This window comes from Paraburkholderia phosphatilytica (genome assembly GCF_003443895.1).
Lineage (GTDB): Bacteria > Pseudomonadota > Gammaproteobacteria > Burkholderiales > Burkholderiaceae > Paraburkholderia > Paraburkholderia phosphatilytica.
This window is the reverse complement of sequence record NZ_QQOA01000015.1, coordinates 14,007-30,198: the sequence shown is the minus strand read 5'-3', so window position 1 is coordinate 30,198 and position 16,192 is coordinate 14,007. Positions and strand designations below refer to the sequence as shown.

General features: G+C 67.2%; 19 protein-coding genes. 15 read left to right on the top strand and 4 right to left on the bottom strand.

What is annotated here, in order from left to right:
• The first annotated feature begins 91 nt into the window (after positions 1-91).
• Together DVS29_RS17530 and rfaE2 are read left to right on the top strand one after the other, a co-directional pair.
• Positions 92-961, top strand: coding sequence for a ferritin family protein (locus DVS29_RS17530; RefSeq protein WP_118181745.1), 870 nt, complete (start codon positions 92-94; stop codon positions 959-961).
• Positions 962-1,083: 122 nt separating this feature from the next.
• The gene (rfaE2, locus tag DVS29_RS17525; RefSeq protein ID WP_118181744.1) at positions 1,084-1,566 is read left to right on the top strand and encodes a D-glycero-beta-D-manno-heptose 1-phosphate adenylyltransferase; all 483 of its coding nucleotides are present in this window, start codon (positions 1,084-1,086) and stop codon (positions 1,564-1,566) included.
• Between the two features lie 66 nt (positions 1,567-1,632).
• Here rfaE2 and DVS29_RS17520 read toward each other — a convergent pair whose 3' ends face one another.
• From DVS29_RS17520 to DVS29_RS17510, 3 genes are all read right to left on the bottom strand, one after another.
• On the bottom strand, positions 1,633-1,872 hold the full coding sequence (locus DVS29_RS17520; protein ID WP_118181743.1) for a hypothetical protein: 240 nt from the start codon (positions 1,870-1,872) through the stop codon (positions 1,633-1,635).
• 111 nt (positions 1,873-1,983) lie between these two features.
• Positions 1,984-2,823 carry a type III pantothenate kinase gene (locus tag DVS29_RS17515; protein ID WP_118181742.1) on the bottom strand — a complete coding sequence of 280 codons (840 nt, stop codon included), beginning with the start codon at positions 2,821-2,823 and terminating at the stop codon, positions 1,984-1,986.
• Positions 2,820-3,749, bottom strand: coding sequence for a biotin--[acetyl-CoA-carboxylase] ligase (locus tag DVS29_RS17510; RefSeq protein WP_118181741.1), 930 nt, complete (start codon positions 3,747-3,749; stop codon positions 2,820-2,822). Before DVS29_RS17510 ends, DVS29_RS17515 begins: the two co-directional genes overlap by 4 nt.
• A gap of 104 nt (positions 3,750-3,853) precedes the next feature.
• Between DVS29_RS17510 and DVS29_RS17505 the strand changes: the two genes are divergently transcribed.
• From DVS29_RS17505 to DVS29_RS17460, 10 genes are all read left to right on the top strand, one after another.
• The gene (locus DVS29_RS17505; RefSeq protein WP_118181740.1) at positions 3,854-4,990 is read left to right on the top strand and encodes an MlaE family ABC transporter permease; all 1,137 of its coding nucleotides are present in this window, start codon (positions 3,854-3,856) and stop codon (positions 4,988-4,990) included.
• Positions 4,987-5,868, top strand: coding sequence for an ABC transporter ATP-binding protein (locus DVS29_RS17500; protein WP_118181739.1), 882 nt, complete (start codon positions 4,987-4,989; stop codon positions 5,866-5,868). The genes DVS29_RS17505 and DVS29_RS17500 overlap by 4 nt, the downstream gene beginning before the upstream one ends.
• Positions 5,869-5,908: 40 nt before the next feature.
• Positions 5,909-6,871 carry an MlaD family protein gene (locus DVS29_RS17495; RefSeq protein WP_118181738.1) on the top strand — a complete coding sequence of 321 codons (963 nt, stop codon included), beginning with the start codon at positions 5,909-5,911 and terminating at the stop codon, positions 6,869-6,871.
• A gap of 18 nt (positions 6,872-6,889) precedes the next feature.
• Positions 6,890-7,522 carry an ABC-type transport auxiliary lipoprotein family protein gene (locus tag DVS29_RS17490; protein ID WP_118181737.1) on the top strand — a complete coding sequence of 211 codons (633 nt, stop codon included), beginning with the start codon at positions 6,890-6,892 and terminating at the stop codon, positions 7,520-7,522.
• 189 nt (positions 7,523-7,711) lie between these two features.
• The gene (locus tag DVS29_RS17485) at positions 7,712-8,875 is read left to right on the top strand and encodes a VanZ family protein (protein ID WP_118181736.1); all 1,164 of its coding nucleotides are present in this window, start codon (positions 7,712-7,714) and stop codon (positions 8,873-8,875) included.
• Positions 8,876-8,972: 97 nt separating this feature from the next.
• Positions 8,973-9,296: a (2Fe-2S) ferredoxin domain-containing protein gene (locus tag DVS29_RS17480; protein WP_118181735.1), complete on the top strand. Its 324-nt coding sequence runs from the start codon at positions 8,973-8,975 to the stop codon at positions 9,294-9,296.
• Positions 9,297-9,303: 7 nt separating this feature from the next.
• Positions 9,304-9,960 carry an alpha/beta hydrolase gene (locus tag DVS29_RS17475; RefSeq protein ID WP_118181734.1) on the top strand — a complete coding sequence of 219 codons (657 nt, stop codon included), beginning with the start codon at positions 9,304-9,306 and terminating at the stop codon, positions 9,958-9,960.
• Positions 9,961-10,361: 401 nt separating this feature from the next.
• Positions 10,362-11,597, top strand: coding sequence for a D-alanyl-D-alanine carboxypeptidase family protein (locus tag DVS29_RS17470; RefSeq protein ID WP_118181733.1), 1,236 nt, complete (start codon positions 10,362-10,364; stop codon positions 11,595-11,597).
• A 5-nt stretch (positions 11,598-11,602) separates the two neighbouring features.
• Complete coding sequence (locus DVS29_RS17465) at positions 11,603-12,568, top strand: D-amino acid aminotransferase (protein ID WP_118181732.1); 966 nt, start codon at positions 11,603-11,605, stop codon at positions 12,566-12,568.
• Positions 12,540-12,809, top strand: a complete 270-nt coding sequence (locus tag DVS29_RS17460; protein WP_118181731.1) for a DUF493 family protein — start codon at positions 12,540-12,542, stop codon at positions 12,807-12,809. Before DVS29_RS17465 ends, DVS29_RS17460 begins: the two co-directional genes overlap by 29 nt.
• Here DVS29_RS17460 and DVS29_RS17455 read toward each other — a convergent pair.
• Positions 12,793-13,770: a transcriptional regulator GcvA gene (locus tag DVS29_RS17455; RefSeq protein WP_118181730.1), complete on the bottom strand. Its 978-nt coding sequence runs from the start codon at positions 13,768-13,770 to the stop codon at positions 12,793-12,795. The two genes, DVS29_RS17460 and DVS29_RS17455, sit on opposite strands and share 17 nt — an antisense overlap.
• 98 nt (positions 13,771-13,868) lie before the next feature.
• On the opposite strand from DVS29_RS17455, the gene DVS29_RS17450 reads away from it, so the two are divergent.
• Genes DVS29_RS17450 through lipA form a run of 3 tightly spaced genes read left to right on the top strand, consistent with a single transcriptional unit; the run spans position 13,869 to position 16,086 of the window.
• A complete protein-coding gene (locus DVS29_RS17450; RefSeq protein ID WP_118181729.1) occupies positions 13,869-14,195 on the top strand; it encodes a DUF2917 domain-containing protein in 327 nt (108 codons plus the stop codon).
• 51 nt (positions 14,196-14,246) lie between these two features.
• Positions 14,247-15,095, top strand: coding sequence for a lipoyl(octanoyl) transferase LipB (gene lipB, locus DVS29_RS17445; RefSeq protein WP_118181728.1), 849 nt, complete (start codon positions 14,247-14,249; stop codon positions 15,093-15,095).
• Positions 15,088-16,086: a lipoyl synthase gene (gene lipA / locus DVS29_RS17440; RefSeq protein WP_118181727.1), complete on the top strand. Its 999-nt coding sequence runs from the start codon at positions 15,088-15,090 to the stop codon at positions 16,084-16,086. Before lipB ends, lipA begins: the two co-directional genes overlap by 8 nt.
• Positions 16,087-16,192 lie beyond the last annotated feature (106 nt).

The following is a 16,192-nucleotide window of genomic DNA, read 5'->3' as shown; positions in this document are numbered from 1 at the left end:
AATTCTTGACCGGGTGGCGACGCATGCTGCCCGGCCGGTCGAACAAGCCTGACACAACAGACGTCGCAATGCGCAGAACAGGGGTGGGACTATGAACACCATGCTTTATCCGGAACTTTACAAATCGCTCGAATCGGTTCGCTGGGACATGGAGAAAGACATCCCCTGGGACAAGTTCGACGCTTCGCTTCTCACGGACGAGCAGGCTGCCACCATCAAGATGAACGCGATCACCGAATGGTCCGCGTTGCCCGCGACGGAAATGTTCCTGCGCGACAACCACCATGACAGCGATTTCTCCGCGTTCATGAGCGTCTGGTTCTTCGAGGAACAGAAGCACTCGCTGGTGCTGATGGAGTACCTGCGCCGCTTCAAGCCCGAGCTGTGCCCGACCGAAGAAGAGCTGCACGCGGTGCGCTTCGAGTTCGATCCGGCCCCGCCGCTCGAAACGCTGATGCTGCACTTCTGCGGCGAAATCCGCCTGAACCACTGGTATCGCCGTGCTGCCGAGTGGCACACCGAGCCGGTCATCAAGCACATCTACGAAACCATTTCGCGCGACGAAGCGCGTCATGGCGGTGCGTACCTGCGCTACATGAAGAAGGCGCTCGTGAACTGCGGCGACGTCGCGCGCGCGTCGTTCGCGAAGATCGGCGTGCTGATGGCATCGGCGCGCCGCACCGAAAAGCCGCTGCATCCCACCAACCTGCACGTGAACCAGGCGCTGTTCCCGCGCGACACCGTGCAGTCGCGTCTGCCCGATCCGGAATGGCTCGAGCGCTGGCTCGACGAACAGATCCGTTTCGACGATACGTGGGAAAAGAAGGTTATCGAGCGCATCCTGCACAACCTGTCGCTGCTGTTCGAGCGCACGTTCGCCACCGCGCAGGAACTCAACCGTTACCGCAAGGAAATCGTGACGCGGCTCGCCGCCGAACAGGGAACGAGCCAGCCGGCCTGACCGGTTGCCCCTTCCCGCACGCATCGAACGCGATGATCGATCACGGCCCGGCAGGCTAGCGCTTGCCGGGCCGTTTTCATGTGAATGTCACTGAACCGAACCGCTGAACTGCCCGAACCTCTATGCCAGCACCTTTCGAACGCAAGCTCATCAGCCGCGACGCGCTTGCCGCGCGCCGCGCCTCGTTGCCGGGACCGGTGATCTTCACCAACGGCGTGTTCGACATCCTGCATCGCGGGCATGTCACGTATCTCGCGGACGCGAAGGCGCTCGGCGCGACGCTCGTCGTCGGCGTGAACAGCGACGCGTCGGTGCGGATGCTCGGCAAGGGCGACGACCGCCCTATCAACCAGCAGGCCGACCGGATGGCGCTGCTGGCGGCGCTGGAATGCGTCGACTGGGTGGTGGGCTTCGAGGAGCAGACGCCGATCGAGCTGATCGGCGCATTGCGTCCGGACGTGATCGTGAAGGGTGGCGACTACGACATGGACAAGCTGGCGGAATCGGCGCTGGTGCGCAGCTGGGGCGGCCGCGCGATCGCGATTCCGTTCGAGCACGACCGCTCGACGACGGCGCTGCTCAAGCGCGTGCGCACGCAGGGTTGATGCGCGTGATTGCGCGCGGGCACGTAATCCACGGACTCATTGCGCGCCGATTGACTGCGCGCGGCTTCACTGCCCGAGCGTAGAAGCCCGCACGACGGGCGACGGCGCCGGGCCGCCGACCACCGCCTGATCGGCCGCGTCCGCCGAGGACAGCGGCTCGACGCGCAACATTTCCGGACGCACCTGGCGGTTCAGATGCGCGGGCTCGCGCGGGCCCGACGACGGCAGCGGACCGAAGGCGCCGCGCACCGCGCCGAACGCCACCAGGTTCGCCAGGATGAGAATGCCGATCAGCCAGCGCAGCATCGTCGAAATCTCCGAGAAAGGATCAAGCTCAGGTGATGCGTGGAGTACAGCCGCACGCCGCACCCACTGCGCGCGCGTGATACGCGTAACCCGCGTGACACGCGACCCGGATCATGCCACGCGCCCCGTGCTGGCGTCCGCCGCGATCAGCGCGAGACCCGCCAGCACCAGCGCGTCGTGGCGAGTATGCGGCACCTTGACGATGCCTGTCACCTCGTCCGCGGCACCGCCGCCGATCACGAGGCGCACCGGCACCTGCCAGTCGTCCTGAAGGTCCGCCCACGCGCGCTCGATCAGCGCGGCCTGCGCGAGCGCGCTGCCCGCCGACAGCGAGCGCGGCGTGTCCGTTGCGAAACGCGCGCGGCGTGCATCGCGACCGTCGTTGCCACCGGCGCCGCCGCCGTCCGCGCCGAGCAGACCACGTGCCGCGTGGGTATCGAGCGTCGGCAGTTGCGCCGTGTGTTCGCCGAGCGAGCGCATCATCAGCGCCCAGCCCGGCGCGATCAGCCCGCCTTCGAAGGTGCCGTCCGCGCGCAGCGCTTCGAGCGTCGTTGCGGTGCCGAAGGTCGCGATCAGCAGGTTCTCGCCGGGAAACGCGGCATGCGCGCCGATCAGGCCCGCCCAGCGGTCGCTGCCAAGCTGCGACGGCGTCGTGTAGCGGTTCGTGACGCCGCATTGGGCAGTCTGCGCGCGGATCGTCGTGCGTGGCAGATCCGGCCAGTGCGCGTCGATCAGCCGGTCGATGCGAGCGGCGACCGCTTCGCCCGCGACATTCGAGATCCACGCGCCGCCCGGCTGCGCGACCTGCGGCCACAGGCCCCCGCCGGCGGGCGCGTGCGCCGCGTCGTGCGCGAACGCACCGCCATGCTGCTGCTTGCCTTGCGCGTCGACCAGCGCCCACTTGACGCGGCTGTTGCCCGCGTCGATCAACAGCGATCCCGCGCCGCTCATGCAGCGCCGCCGGCCGGATGCGCGAGCCGCAGCGACACGTCGCCGGTCGAGATCAGCTGACGGCCTTGCGCCGTATCGAGCTGCAGCTGGCCGCGTTCGTCGACGCCGGCCGCCACGCCGCGCGTCGTGTCCGTGCCCTGCTCGATCAGCACGACTTCGCGGCCCGCGTACGCGTGACACGCATTCCAGCGAGCCTGGAACGGCGCGAAGCCTTCGGCGCCGAAGCGTGCGAGCGCGGGTTCGAGCGCGTTCAGCTCGGCGGCGAGCGTATCCGTGAGGTTCGCGTTCGGCAGCGCGCGCGAGAGCGCCGTCGGCACCGTGCCGCGCACGTCGGGCGGCAGTTCGGCCTGCGCGCCGGCATTGAGCGTCGCGATCTTCGCCGCGAGTTCGTCGGCGCCCTTCACGTTGGTGCCGATGCCGATCACGACGGCGCTCGCCGTGTCCGTGCTCCACGCGGTTTCGATCAGGATGCCGGCGAGCTTGTCGCCTTCGAGCAGCACGTCGTTCGGCCACTTCAGCGCGATCTGGCCGGGCCCGGCCACCGGCAGCGAACGCAGCCCGTCGACGAGCGCGACGCCCACCGCGAGGCTCAGGCCCGCGAGTCCTTCGAGCGGCCGCGGCAGCACGCACCCAACGGAGAACAGCAGCGCATTGCCCGGCTCCGCGTACCACGGACGCCCGCGCCGGCCGCGCCCGGCCGTCTGCAGGTACGCGACCCGCACGACCGGCCGCGCGAGCGCATCGGCGCGGCGCGGCAGCGCCTTCATGCGGGCCATCAGGTCGGCGTTGGTCGAGCCGGTTTCCTCGACGATCTCGACGGGCCAGCCGTGCGCCGCGGCGCCGAAGAGCTGGATCGCGCGATCACGGTCGATGCGCCAGTCGCCCGCAGGGGCGCCGGACGGTGAAGCGGAAGAGGTCGTATTCATAGCGCGTATTGTAGCCACCCGAGGTTCGATCGAAGGCCGGAAGCCCCAGCCGCCAAGGCTTCGTTACAATGGCCGTGATCCGATAACCCGAATCCCAGCGATCCTTGAACTACGATACGCCGCCTGGTCTGGAAATATCCACCGGCAACCAAGGAAAGATCGTCCGGCTGTCAGGGCAGTGGACCGCGCTCGCCCTCGCGCGCGACCGCCACCGGGGCCGCGTGACGCAGCGTCTGCGCGAGCTGGGCCGGGACACCGTCGGCCAGTGGGACCTGTCGCGCATCGAGCGGATGGACCACGTGGGCGGCCAGGCGCTATGGCGCCTCTGGGGACACCGGCTGCCGAAGGACATCGTCGCGCTCACCGACACGCAGCGCGACATCTTCAACCGCATCGCCACGCTCGATACCGTCCGCGAGCCGGCCGAACTCGTGCCGCGCATCGATCCGTTCACGCGCCTCGGGCTCGCGATCTTCGCGTTCGCCGAGCATCTGTATGGCGGCGTCGCGATGTTCGGCCGCGTGGTGATGGACCTGCTCTATGTGCTGCGCAATCCGAAGACGGTGCCGTGGGTCGAGATCTCGGCGAACATCTACAACGCCGGCGCGCGCGCGTTGCCGATCACGGCGCTCGTCGCGTTCCTGATCGGCATCGTGCTCAGTTATCTGTCCGCGCAGCAGCTGCGGCTGTTCGGCGCGAACCAGTACATCGTGAATATTCTCGGGCTGTCGGTGATCCGCGAGCTCGGGCCGGTGCTGTCCGCGATTCTCGTGGCGGGCCGTTCGGGCTCCGCGATCACCGCGCAGATCGGCGTGATGCGCGTGACCGAAGAACTCGACGCGATGCGCGTGATGGGCATTCCGCACGGGCTGCGGCTGATCCTGCCGCGCGTGCTCGCGCTGGGTGTGGCGATGCCGCTGCTCGTGGTGTGGACCAACATCATCGCGCTGACGGGCGGCGCGCTCGCCGCGAAGCTCGTGCTCGGCATCGACATGAACTACTTTTTTCGCGCGCTGCCGAGCGTGGTGCCGTCGGCGAACCTGTGGATCGGGCTCGGCAAGGGCGTGGTGTTCGGCATGCTGATTGCGATCGTCGGCTGCCATTTCGGCTTTCGCATCAAGGCGAATTCGCAGAGCCTCGGGCAGGGCACGACGTCCTCGGTGGTGTCGTCGATCACGATCGTGATCCTCGCCGACGCCGTGTTCGCGATCCTGTTCCAGAACGTGGGGCTGACGTCATGACCGCACCGATCACCCAGGCCGTGCGCGGCCAGCCGAAGCCCGAGATCGCCGAAACGGTGATCGAGGTGCGCGACCTGACCAAACGCTACGGCCGCAACATCGTCCATCAGCATCTGAACTTCGACGTGCGGCGCGGCGAGATCGTGTCGCTCGTCGGCGGATCGGGTTCGGGCAAGACCACGCTCGTGCGGCAGATTCTCGGTCTCGAGCGGCCGACGTCGGGCACCATCAAGGTGTTCGGCGAAGATACGGCCACCATCGATCCCGCCAAAGCGCGCCTGATGCGCAGCCGCTCCGGCATGCTGTTCCAGCACGGCGCGCTGTTCTCGTCGCTGTCGGTGTTCGACAACATCGCGCAGCCGCTGCGCGAGCTCGGCAAGATTCCGGAGGACCTGCTGCGCGACTTCGTGATGCTGAAGCTCGAGATGGTGGGCCTGCCGTGCAAGCATGCGTCGAAGATGCCCGCTGCGCTGTCGGGCGGCATGGTGAAGCGCGTGGGCCTCGCGCGCGCGATCGCGCTGGAGCCCGAGCTGCTGTTTCTCGACGAACCCACGGCGGGGCTCGATCCGCGCGCGTCCGACGAATTCGTTGAGCTGATCAGCGGGCTGCATCGCGCGCTCGGTCTCACGGTCGTGATGGTGACGCACGACCTCGACACGATGGTCGCACTGTCCACGCGCGTCGCGGTGCTCGCGGACCGCAAGGTGCTGGTCGCGGCGCCGGTGGAAGAGGCCGCGAGCGTCGACCATCCGTTCATCCGCGAGTACTTCCTCGGGCTGCGCGGCCGTCGCGCGCTGCAGGCGCTGCCGGTGGAGCGGCGCGTGAAGCTGCCGCCCGCCGCGCTCGCGGCGGCAACCTCGGACACCGAACCATCATGAACAGCATGCGCACTCGCGACGCGAACCAGGAAACCTGACAATGGAAAACAAATCGCACGCGTTCTGGGCCGGGCTTTTCACCATCGTGCTGCTCGCCGCGATCGCGGCCGCGGCGTTCCTGTTCAACGTGGACCGCACGGTGCGCATTCCGTACGACCTGCTCGCGAGAACCAACGTGACGGGGCTGTATACTGACGCCGCCGTGCGTTACCGCGGCCTCGATGTCGGCAAGGTGTCGTCGATCAAGTTCGACCGCACGCATCCGGGTCAGATCGTGATCCGCATTCTCGTCGACCAGCACGCGCCGATCACGCGCTCCACCTTCGGCACGCTCGGCTTTCAGGGCGTGACGGGCCTCGCGTTCGTGCAGCTCGAAGATACCGGGAAGGACCCGTCGCCGTTGCCGTCGTCGATGAAGAACGTCGCGGAAATTCCGATGCGCCCGGGGCTGCTCGACCAGTTGCAGGAACGCGGCGACGTGCTGATGCGGCAATTGCAGAAAGTCGTGAACGACGCGGACAACATGCTGTCCGACGACACGCGCAAGCAGTTGATGGCCACCGCCGCGAGCCTCCAGCACGCGGCGGACGGCGTCACCACCTTGACCCAGCAGATTGGGCCGGTGGCAGGCAAGCTGCCTGGCACGGTCGATCAGCTGAACCATACGCTGGCATCCACGAACCAGCTCATTACAACGCTCAACCGGCCCGACGGTCCGTTCGAAACGAACCTCAACAAGGTCGGCACCGCAGCGGAGCAGGCAGGCGTCGCACTGACGTCCATGGAAGAGACACTGCAGGACCTTTCCGCGCGCGTCGGCTACGACACGTTGCCGCGTGTGAACGGGCTCGCCGACGACGTGCGTTCGGCGGCCCGCGCCGTGGATCGCGCTGCCGACACGTTCAGCAACAGCCCGCGCAGCGTGCTGTTCGGCGCGCCGGCGGCCGCGCCCGGCCCGGGCGAGCCCGGCTTCACGTGGCCCGCCGCGCGCGCTCCCCAGTGACGATCGAGGATGACTGACATGCCACCCCTGACCCAGCGTGCATTTCCTTCAGGTGCGCTTGCCGCGCTCGTGCTCGTGTTCGTGATGAGCGCGGCGCTCGCCGGCTGTGCCGGCACGCCGTCGGCGCTTGCCGACATCCGCTACGACCTCGGACCCAACACCACGCCGTCGAGCAGCGGCTCGCTGCCCGCAATCAAGGTGCTCGACGTGACCGCGCCGTCCACGCTCGATTCCGACAGGCTGATCTACCGGCTGAGCTACGCCGACGCGCAGCGCACCGCCGCCTATGCGAACAGCCACTGGACGATGCCGCCCGCGCAACTGCTCACGCAGCGTCTGCGCAGCGTGCTGACGTCGCGCGGCGCAGTACTGACGGGCGCGGACGGCGTGCGCGCGCCGGTGCTGCGCGTGGACCTCGACGAGTTCGAGCAGGTCTTCGACGGGCAGTCGCAGAGTCACGCCGCGGTGACTGCGCGCGCGACGCTGATCCAGGCGGGCAAGGTGATCGGCCAGCACACGTTCATCGCGCGCGCGCCGGCGAGTTCGGCCGATGCGGCGGGCGGCGCCGCCGCGCTCGCGGCCGCGAGCGACGACCTCGTCGCGCAGATCGATGCGTGGCTCGGCATGCAGACGCTGGTTGCCGCGCAGTGAGGCAAGCGTCGATGCGCGCGCCGGGATCCGCAGCGATGCGATTCGCGGTGACGTCACCAGCGGCGACGTCACTAGCGGCGACGTCATGAGCGGGCGGCGGCGCGCACGGTACGACGCATCGCGCACGGCGGCAATTGCTGTTGCGGGTTGTGACCAAACCGGTCACCAAAGCAGTCACCGGAGCGCCGCATGACCGGCAAGCCCTGGGAGCGGCGCGCATCGCCGTTGTCGCGCCAGGCGCTCGCCGTGTACACGGCGCTGATCGTGTACGGCTCGTGGTATCCGTTTTCCGGCTGGCGTTCGCTCGGCCTCGGTCCGTTCGACTATCTGTTCGATCCGTTTCCGCAGTACTGGACCAGCTTCGACGTCGTGACCAACGTGCTTGGCTACATGCCGTTCGGCGCGCTCGTCGTGCTCGCGCTGTATCCGCGCTGCCGCGGTGGCGCGGCGGTCGCGCTGGCGCTGGTGTCGGGCACGCTGCTGTCGAGCGTGATGGAGGCTGTGCAGACCTATCTCCCCACGCGTGTCGCGTCGAATCTCGATCTCGCCACCAATGCGCTCGGCGCGCTGCTCGGCGCCGCGCTGATGGCGCCGGCCACCGGCGCGCTGCTCGATCGCGGCATGCTGCGGCGGTTGCGTTTTCAGTGGTTCGAGCGCGAAGCCGCGGCGATCATGGGGCTCGCCGCGCTGTGGCCGTTCGCGACGATGTTCCCCGCGCCACGCCTGTTCGGCCTGGGCGACTGGCCGCGCACGCTGTGGCTGCACGCCGATCCGTCGATCCAGAACGCGCTCCTCACGTGGCTGCCTTCGCTGTGGCAGGTCGGCGCGTGGCCGGCCGCGCTCGGTGGCCTGCTGCCCGACGACGGCTGGGAAGCCATCGTCACCGCGCTGAATCTTTTTGCCGCGTGCGCGCTTGCGTCGGTGCCGATGCGGCCGCGCGCGCCGCGTGTGCGTCTGCTGCTCGTGCTCATCGCGGGGACGCTCGTCGTGAAGGCCGGCGCGACCTATCTGCAATCGGAATCCGGTCTCGCGTTCGACTGGGCGACGCCCGGCGCGCTCGGCGGTCTCGTGATCGGCGCGGTGCTCGGGCTGATCGCGTTGCGTCTGCCGGTTGCGTGGCGCGCGGCACTCGCGGCGTGCGCGCTTGTCGTGTCGCTGCTGCTCGTGAACCTGTTGCCGGTGAATCCGTATTACGACGTCGTGCTCGCCGACTGGCGGCAAGGGCGCTACCTGCATTTCAACGGGCTCGCGAGCTGGCTTGCGTGGACGTGGCCGTATGCGGCGCTGGTGTGGGTCGCGTTTTCGGTGGAGCGGGCGTGGCTCGCACGACGCATGCGGCGGCGCATGCGCTAGCGGCGGGCGGTCTGCGGCGTCACAGCGCGCTCGTTATAATCGTTCGAAGTCTCCGGGCGTTTTCACTACCCGACAACTCACTCTTCTTGCCCACTTCATGGACAACTTCTACAAGTACCACGTGTTCTTCTGCCTGAACCAGCGCGACCCCGGCGCGGAACGGCCGAGCTGCGCGAACTGCAACGCGCAGGCCATGCAGGAGCACGCGAAAAAGCGCGTGAAGCAACTCGGTCTCGCGGGGCCGGGTCAGGTGCGCATCAACAAGGCCGGCTGTCTCGATCGCTGCGAGGAAGGCCCAACCGTCGTCGTGTATCCGGAGGGCGTCTGGTATACGTATGTCGACGAAACCGACATCGACGAGATCGTCGATTCGCATCTCGCGCAGGGCAAGATCGTCGAGCGTCTGTTGATCGACCGGTGAGCCGCGCATGAACGTCCACACGAAGAAGTACACGATCGACGGACCCGTCGGCAAGATCGAGGTCGCGCTCGATCTGCCTGACGACGCGCGCGAAGCCGGCGGCAACGGCGCGGCCACGGCGCGCGGCATCGCGCTCGTCGCGCATCCGCATCCGCTCTACGGCGGCTCGCTCGACAACAAGGTCGCGCAGACGCTCGCGCGCACGCTGGTCGGTTTGAACTACATCGTCTATCGCGCGAATTTCCGCGGAGTCGGCCTGACCGAAGGCGAGCACGACGAGGGCAAAGGCGAGCAGGACGATCTGCTCGCGGTGCTCGCGCACATGCGCGCGCAGCCGGGGCAGCAACAGCTGCCATTGGTGCTCGCGGGCTTCTCGTTCGGCACTTTCGTGCTGTCGCATGTCGCGGCGCGTCTGCGCGATGCGGGCGAAACCATCGAGCGGATGGTGTTCGTCGGCACGGCGGCGAGCAACTGGAACGTCGCGCCGGTGCCCGAGTCGACCATCGTGATCCACGGCGAGAACGACGAAACGGTGCCGATCCTGTCCGTCTACGAGTGGGCGCGGCCGCAGGAACTGCCGGTGATCGTGATCCCCGGCGCCGAACACTTTCTGCATCGCAAGCTGCACATCCTCAAGCGGATCATCGTCGACGCGTGGCGCTGAGCGTCGCTTCCGGTCTTCGCTTCGAAAGCCTTCTGAATGCATCGCGCAGTGCGTGACGCGCGCAGCGGTTGTGCGCGCGTCACGCTGCGTTCCGCGCGCGCGTCTCGCTGCACGCGCCGCCTCCACGCATCCGGCGAAAACCGCTGCACGTCCCGCATTTCGGCTGAATCGCGAAGGGCGGCGCGTATAATGGGCGCAAATTTTTTTGGGCGCAGCGACGCTCGATGCCAGCCACGCCAGGTGTTATCCTGGCTGCGCTGGCCGCGACGCTGCGCGATCCGATCGCGTGGCCGGAAGTCCCGCGAGCGCCGCGTCGCAACGCGGCCGGGTGCTCGCCGACCGGCTCTTCCAAACCGCGCGTCCCGACACGCGCGATGCACTTTTCTGCCCGAATCGATCCTATGCGTTTCTTCTCCTCCGGCTTCTCCGCTCCGTCGCAATTCGTTCCCTCCGCCGCCAGTCACTCGCTTCGCCGCGCCGTCGCGCTAGGCGTGCTGCTGCCCGCGTCGCTCGTCGCCGCGAGCAGCGCATGGGCGCAGGTGCCGCCACCCGCGGTCAACGCGCGTTCGTGGGTGCTCGTCGATGCGACGAGCAATCAGGTGCTCGCATCGGGCAACCCCGATGAGCGCGTCGAGCCGGCTTCGCTGACCAAGCTGATGACGGCCTACCTCGTGTTCGAGGCGCTGGACACGAAGAAGATCACGATGGACCAGACGGTGATGCCGAGCGATGCGGTGCGCCGTGTGAAGACCGACGAATCGCGCATGTTCATCGAGGCGAACAAGCCGGTGACCGTGCACGACCTCGTCTACGGGATGATCGTGCAGTCGGGCAACGACGCGGCCATCGCGCTCGCCGAACTGGTTGGCGGCAGCGAGTCGCAGTTCGTGAACATGATGAACACCGAGGCGCAGAAGCTCGGCATGACGCATACGCATTTTGCGGACGTCAACGGCATGCCCGATGCGAATCACTACACGACGGCGGGCGATCTGGCCGTGCTGTCGGCACGGCTGATCCGCGACTATCCCGAGTACTACAACATCTTCTCGGTCAAGGAATTCACGTACAACAAGATCAAGCAGCCGAACCGCAACCGTCTGCTGTGGATCGACCCGACGGTGGATGGTCTGAAGACTGGCCACACGGAAGCAGCGGGCTACTGCCTGATCGCGAGCGCGAAGCGGCCGCTGCCCGGCTCGCCCGATGCGTCGCGCCGCCTCGTCAGCGTGATGATGGGCGAGCAGAAAGAGCATGACCGCGTGCAGGACAGCCTGAAAATGCTGAACTACGGCTACACCGCGTACGACACGCTGCGCCTGTACCGTGCGAACCAGTCGATCGACACGCCGCGCGTCTACAAGGGCGCGAGCGATACGGTCAAGATCGGCGTGAAGACCGACCAGTACATCACCGTGCCGAAGGGCATGGGCGACAAGGTGAAGCCGCAGGTCACCGTGAACTCGCCGCTGATCGCGCCGATCGCGAACGGCCAGCAGGTCGGCACCGTGCAGATGGTGGCGGATGGCAAGACCGTCGCGCAGTTCCCGGTCGTCGCGCTGCAGGCGGTGCCGCAGGCGGGCATCGTCGGCCGCGTGTGGGATTCGCTGATGCTGATGTTCAACAAGAAGAAGTGAGTCCGATGAGCGAGGCCGCGATCGAGCCGATCGTCTGGCTGAACGGCGAACTGACGCCGCTTTCCGAAGCCCGCGTGCCGGTGCTGGATCGCGGCTTCATCTTCGGCGACGGCATCTACGAAGTCGTGCCGCTCTATGCGTATGCGAGCGGCGGCGCGCAGGCGCACGTGCACGTGCCGTTCCGTTTCGCGCAGCACATGGCGCGGCTCGCGCGTTCGCTCGCGAAAGTCGGTATCGCGAATCCGTTCGATGCCGACGGCTGGCGCGCGCTGATCGCGCGTCTCGTGGCCGCGAACGTTCGCGACGCCGGGCTGCCGGCGGACCAGAACGCGCTGGTCTATCTGCAGATCACGCGCGGCGTCGCGAAGCGCGCGCATGCGTTCCCGACGGGCGTACAGCCCACCGTGTTCATGATGGTCAACCCGCTGAAGCTGCCCGGCGCCGCCGAGCGGGAACGCGGCGTGCGTTGCGTGACCGCTGAGGACCGCCGCTGGCTCAACTGCGACATCAAGTCGACGTCGCTGCTGGGCAACGTGCTGATGGCGCAGTTCGCGAGCGAGCAGCAGGCGGCGGAAACGATCCTGCTGCGCGATGGCGTGCTGACCGAAGGGTCGTCGTCGAACGTGTGGGTCGTGAAGGATGGCGTGCTGCTCGCGCCGCGGCGCGACGAGAAGATTCTCGAAGGCATCCGCTACGGCCTGCTCGCGGAACTCGCACAGGTGTGCGGCATTGCGTTCGAGTCGCGCGATATCGATGCGGCAACGCTCTTCGCCGCCGACGAGATCCTGCTCAGTTCGGCCGGACGCGAGGTGCTGCCGGTCACGCAGCTCGACGGACGCCCGGTGGGCAAGGGCCAGCCTGGGCCGGTGTATGCTGCGCTGTACGACGCGTATCAGCGCGCGAGAGCGCGGGAAGCAGTCGATGCGCTGCAAGGAGTGGAAGATGAGTCCGGTGAACGAATCCCTGTTTGAATTTCCCTGCGATTTCCCGATCAAGGTGATGGGCAAGTCGCACCCCGAGCTGACGGAAACGATCGTCGGCGTGATCCGTCAGTTCGATGCGGAATTCGATGCGACGCGCGTCGAGACGCGTGCATCGAGCGGCGGCAACTACACGGGCCTGACGGTCACGGTACGCGCGACGAGCCGCGACCATCTCGACGACATCTATCGCGCGTTGACGGGCCACCCGATGGTCAAGGTGGTGCTGTAAGCGCGCGCAGCGTGGCGGTCGCCACTTCGGCGCCGCGCTTCGCGCCCTCGGTGCACGCTTCCTCGAACAGCGTCCTGAAGACCGCGACTTCCGCGAACAGCCAGTCACGAAACGCCCGCACCCGCTCCGTCTGCATCATGTGCGGCGGACAGATAAAGTAGTACTGCCACGGGCTCGGTCCATCGATATCGGTGAGACGCACGAGCCGCCCCGTCACGATTTCCTGCAGCGCGATCGAGCGGCGCGTGAGCGCGATGCCCTGGCCATTGATGGCTGCCTGCAGCAGATTCGACGAATCCTGATACAGCACGCCGCGCTTCGGTTCCGCGAGGTCGGCGAGACCGGCGGCGTCGAACCATGGACGCCACAGCTCGTCGTCCGAGCGCATCAGTGGCAGCTTCACCAGCTCCGCTGGCGTTTTCGGCAGCTTGCCGCCGTTGAAGGTCGGCGCACACACGGGAAAGAAAATCTCGTCCAGCAGCAGCTCGGCATGCAGGCCCGGGTATTTGCCGTAGCCGAAGCGGATCGCGGCGTCGACGTCGTCGCGGGCGAAATCGGCGAGCGCGTTGGTGGACAGCAGCTCGAGGTCCCACTGCGGATAGGTCTCGATGAAGCTGCCGATGCGCGGCGTCACCCAGCGCGCCGCGAACGACGTCAGCACCGACACGACGAGCCGCCGCTCGCGGTCGCCGGCGCGCAGTTCGCGGGTGGCGTCGGCGAGCGCGGACAGCGCTGAACGGACCTGCGCCGCATAGCGCCGGCCGGTTTCGGTGAGGCGCACGCGCTTGCCGTCACGCGCGAACAGCGTGACGCCGAGATCGGCTTCGAGCGCGCGGATCTGGTGGCTGACCGCGCCGTGCGTGACGAACAGTTCGTCCGCGGCGCGGGAAAAGCTCTCGTGACGCGCCGCGGCCTCGAAGGCGCGGACGGCGTTCAGAGCGGGGAGCTGTTTGAGGTCCATTGCAATTTTTCTCACAAACCCGTCAAAATTCATCGTTTTGTGCTTTCCCCTGCTGCGCCTACGATTGTAGGCGTCGAGGCAGCTTTCTGGAGAGCATCATGCGAGAAATTTATTCGAGTATTGCGTTTGAAATCCGTAGTGGCGAAACGGTGCCGATGCGCGTCACGCGCAGCACCCGGCTCAAGGTCTCTGGCGGTGCGGTGTGGGTCACCCGTAGTGACGACACCTCGGACTACTGGCTCTCGCCGGGCCACACGCTGCGGCTGCGCCGCGGCGAGCGGCTGTGGCTGAGCGTCGAAGGTGCACCATGCGCGCGGGTGGCGTTCTCGGTGCCGAAGCGGGTCGACGAGCGGGCGCTGCACTGGCTCGCGCGGGTCGGCGAGCGGCTGGTTTGCCGGCTGCGTGGGGGCTGGCGCACGGTTTGATCGAGGCTGGCCCCGGCGGGTTATCCCAGATTTCGGTAAACTGCCGGGATCATGTGTTCCTCGCCGGTTTCCTCACCCGATGTTTCTGCTGCCGAACCCGTGCCGGTGATCCCGGCACTCGATTCGGCACAAGGCGCGTCGCAAAACGCGTCGCTCAACCCGCCGCCCGATCTGCCACTCACGGTCCGCTGGCTAGGCGTCGCGCCCTACGAGCCGATGTTCGACGCGATGCGCGAATTCACCGCGGCCCGCACGACGGATACGCCCGACGAGATCTGGCTCGTCGAGCATCCGCCCGTCTTCACGCTGGGGCTGGCCGGCAATCCGGCGCACCTGCTCTTGGCCGACAGCGGCATTCCGCTGGTGAAAGTGGACCGCGGCGGGCAGATCACCTATCACGGGCCCGGTCAGGTCGTCGCGTACCTGCTGCTCGACCTGCGTCGCCGCAAGCTGATGGTGCGCGAACTGGTCACACGGATCGAGCAGTCCGTGATCGACACCCTCGCGGCGTATAATCTCGCTTCCGAACGCAAGGCGGGCGCGCCTGGCATCTATGTCGCGCCGGGCCCCTTCGCCGGTAGTCATGCAGGCGCGAAGATCGCCGCGCTCGGGCTGAAAATCCGCAACGGCTGCAGCTATCACGGCCTGAGCCTGAACGTGCGGATGGACCTCGCGCCGTTTCTGGCGATCAACCCGTGTGGCTATGCGGGGCTCGAAACGGTCGACATGGCAACGCTTGGCGTCGCCGCCGGCTGGGACGACGTGGCCGCGACCCTGGCGTCGTGCCTTGAAGCAAACCTCCGCGCACACCCCGGCGCAAACCTCGACGGCGCAGCCGCAGCCGTCGCCCAACCGCAGGCTGGTCCGCTGGCCGCCTCTTTGGATCGAACGAATGACTGACGCTACCGCGAACCTCGCCGGTGCAACGACTCCGGACGCTACCCCTGTCGCTTACGACGCCACGAAGAAGCAGAAGGCCGAAGCCAAGACGGCGCGCATCCCGATCAAGGTCGTGCCGATCGAGAAGCTCAAGAAGCCGGAGTGGATCCGCGTGAAGGCCGCCACCGGCAGCTCGCGTTTCTACGAGATCAAGGAAATCCTGCGCGAGCACAACCTGCACACGGTGTGCGAGGAAGCGAGCTGCCCGAACATCGGCGAGTGCTTCGGCAAGGGGACGGCCACGTTCATGATCATGGGCGACAAGTGCACGCGGCGCTGCCCGTTCTGCGACGTGGGCCACGGCCGTCCCGACCCGCTCGACGCGAACGAGCCGGCGAACCTCGCGCGCACGATCGCGGCGCTGAAGCTCAAGTATGTGGTGATCACGAGCGTCGACCGCGACGATTTGCGCGACGGCGGCGCCGGCCACTTCGTGGAATGTATCCGCCAGGTGCGGGAGCAGTCGCCGGACACGCGCATCGAGATTCTCACGCCGGACTTCCGCGGCCGTCTGGACCGCGCGCTCGGCATCCTCAACGCCGCGCCGCCCGACGTGATGAACCACAACCTCGAAACGGTGCCGCGCCTGTACAAGGAAGCGCGCCCGGGCTCGGACTACGCGCACTCGCTGAAGCTCCTGAAGGACTTCAAGGCGCTGCACCCGGATGTCGCGACGAAGTCCGGTCTGATGGTCGGCCTCGGCGAAACCGAAGAGGAAATCCTCCAGGTGATGCGCGACCTGCGCGCGCACGACGTCGACATGCTGACGATCGGTCAGTATCTGCAGCCGTCCGAGCACCATCTGCCGGTGCGCGCGTACGTGCATCCGGACACCTTCAGGATGTACGAGGAAGAGGCGTACAAAATGGGCTTCACGCACGCGGCCGTCGGCGCGATGGTGCGTTCGAGCTACCACGCCGATCTGCAGGCGCACGGCGCCGGAGTCGTGTAACGACCCGCTGCGCTGCAAAGCACCGCAAAGCAAACAAGGCCCGCGTTGAAGAGCGCGGGCTTTTTTTCGTCTGCTGGATCGCAAGCGTGTTTCGCATAAAGAGAAG

Excerpts from the sequence above, each read along its gene's own strand:
- DVS29_RS17530 (WP_118181745.1), top strand. The coding sequence starts at position 92 with ATGAACACCATGCTTTATCCGGAACTTTACAAATCGCTCGAATCGGTT.
- rfaE2 (WP_118181744.1), top strand. The coding sequence starts at position 1,084 with ATGCCAGCACCTTTCGAACGCAAGCTCATCAGCCGCGACGCGCTTGCC.
- DVS29_RS17520 (WP_118181743.1), bottom strand. The coding sequence starts at position 1,872 with ATGCTGCGCTGGCTGATCGGCATTCTCATCCTGGCGAACCTGGTGGCG.
- DVS29_RS17515 (WP_118181742.1), bottom strand. The coding sequence starts at position 2,823 with ATGAGCGGCGCGGGATCGCTGTTGATCGACGCGGGCAACAGCCGCGTC.
- DVS29_RS17510 (WP_118181741.1), bottom strand. The coding sequence starts at position 3,749 with ATGAATACGACCTCTTCCGCTTCACCGTCCGGCGCCCCTGCGGGCGAC.
- DVS29_RS17500 (WP_118181739.1), top strand. The coding sequence starts at position 4,987 with ATGACCGCACCGATCACCCAGGCCGTGCGCGGCCAGCCGAAGCCCGAG.
- DVS29_RS17495 (WP_118181738.1), top strand. The coding sequence starts at position 5,909 with ATGGAAAACAAATCGCACGCGTTCTGGGCCGGGCTTTTCACCATCGTG.
- DVS29_RS17490 (WP_118181737.1), top strand. The coding sequence starts at position 6,890 with ATGCCACCCCTGACCCAGCGTGCATTTCCTTCAGGTGCGCTTGCCGCG.
- DVS29_RS17485 (WP_118181736.1), top strand. The coding sequence starts at position 7,712 with ATGACCGGCAAGCCCTGGGAGCGGCGCGCATCGCCGTTGTCGCGCCAG.
- DVS29_RS17480 (WP_118181735.1), top strand. The coding sequence starts at position 8,973 with ATGGACAACTTCTACAAGTACCACGTGTTCTTCTGCCTGAACCAGCGC.
- DVS29_RS17475 (WP_118181734.1), top strand. The coding sequence starts at position 9,304 with ATGAACGTCCACACGAAGAAGTACACGATCGACGGACCCGTCGGCAAG.
- DVS29_RS17470 (WP_118181733.1), top strand. The coding sequence starts at position 10,362 with ATGCGTTTCTTCTCCTCCGGCTTCTCCGCTCCGTCGCAATTCGTTCCC.
- DVS29_RS17465 (WP_118181732.1), top strand. The coding sequence starts at position 11,603 with ATGAGCGAGGCCGCGATCGAGCCGATCGTCTGGCTGAACGGCGAACTG.
- DVS29_RS17460 (WP_118181731.1), top strand. The coding sequence starts at position 12,540 with ATGAGTCCGGTGAACGAATCCCTGTTTGAATTTCCCTGCGATTTCCCG.
- DVS29_RS17455 (WP_118181730.1), bottom strand. The coding sequence starts at position 13,770 with ATGGACCTCAAACAGCTCCCCGCTCTGAACGCCGTCCGCGCCTTCGAG.
- DVS29_RS17450 (WP_118181729.1), top strand. The coding sequence starts at position 13,869 with ATGCGAGAAATTTATTCGAGTATTGCGTTTGAAATCCGTAGTGGCGAA.
- lipB (WP_118181728.1), top strand. The coding sequence starts at position 14,247 with ATGTGTTCCTCGCCGGTTTCCTCACCCGATGTTTCTGCTGCCGAACCC.
- lipA (WP_118181727.1), top strand. The coding sequence starts at position 15,088 with ATGACTGACGCTACCGCGAACCTCGCCGGTGCAACGACTCCGGACGCT.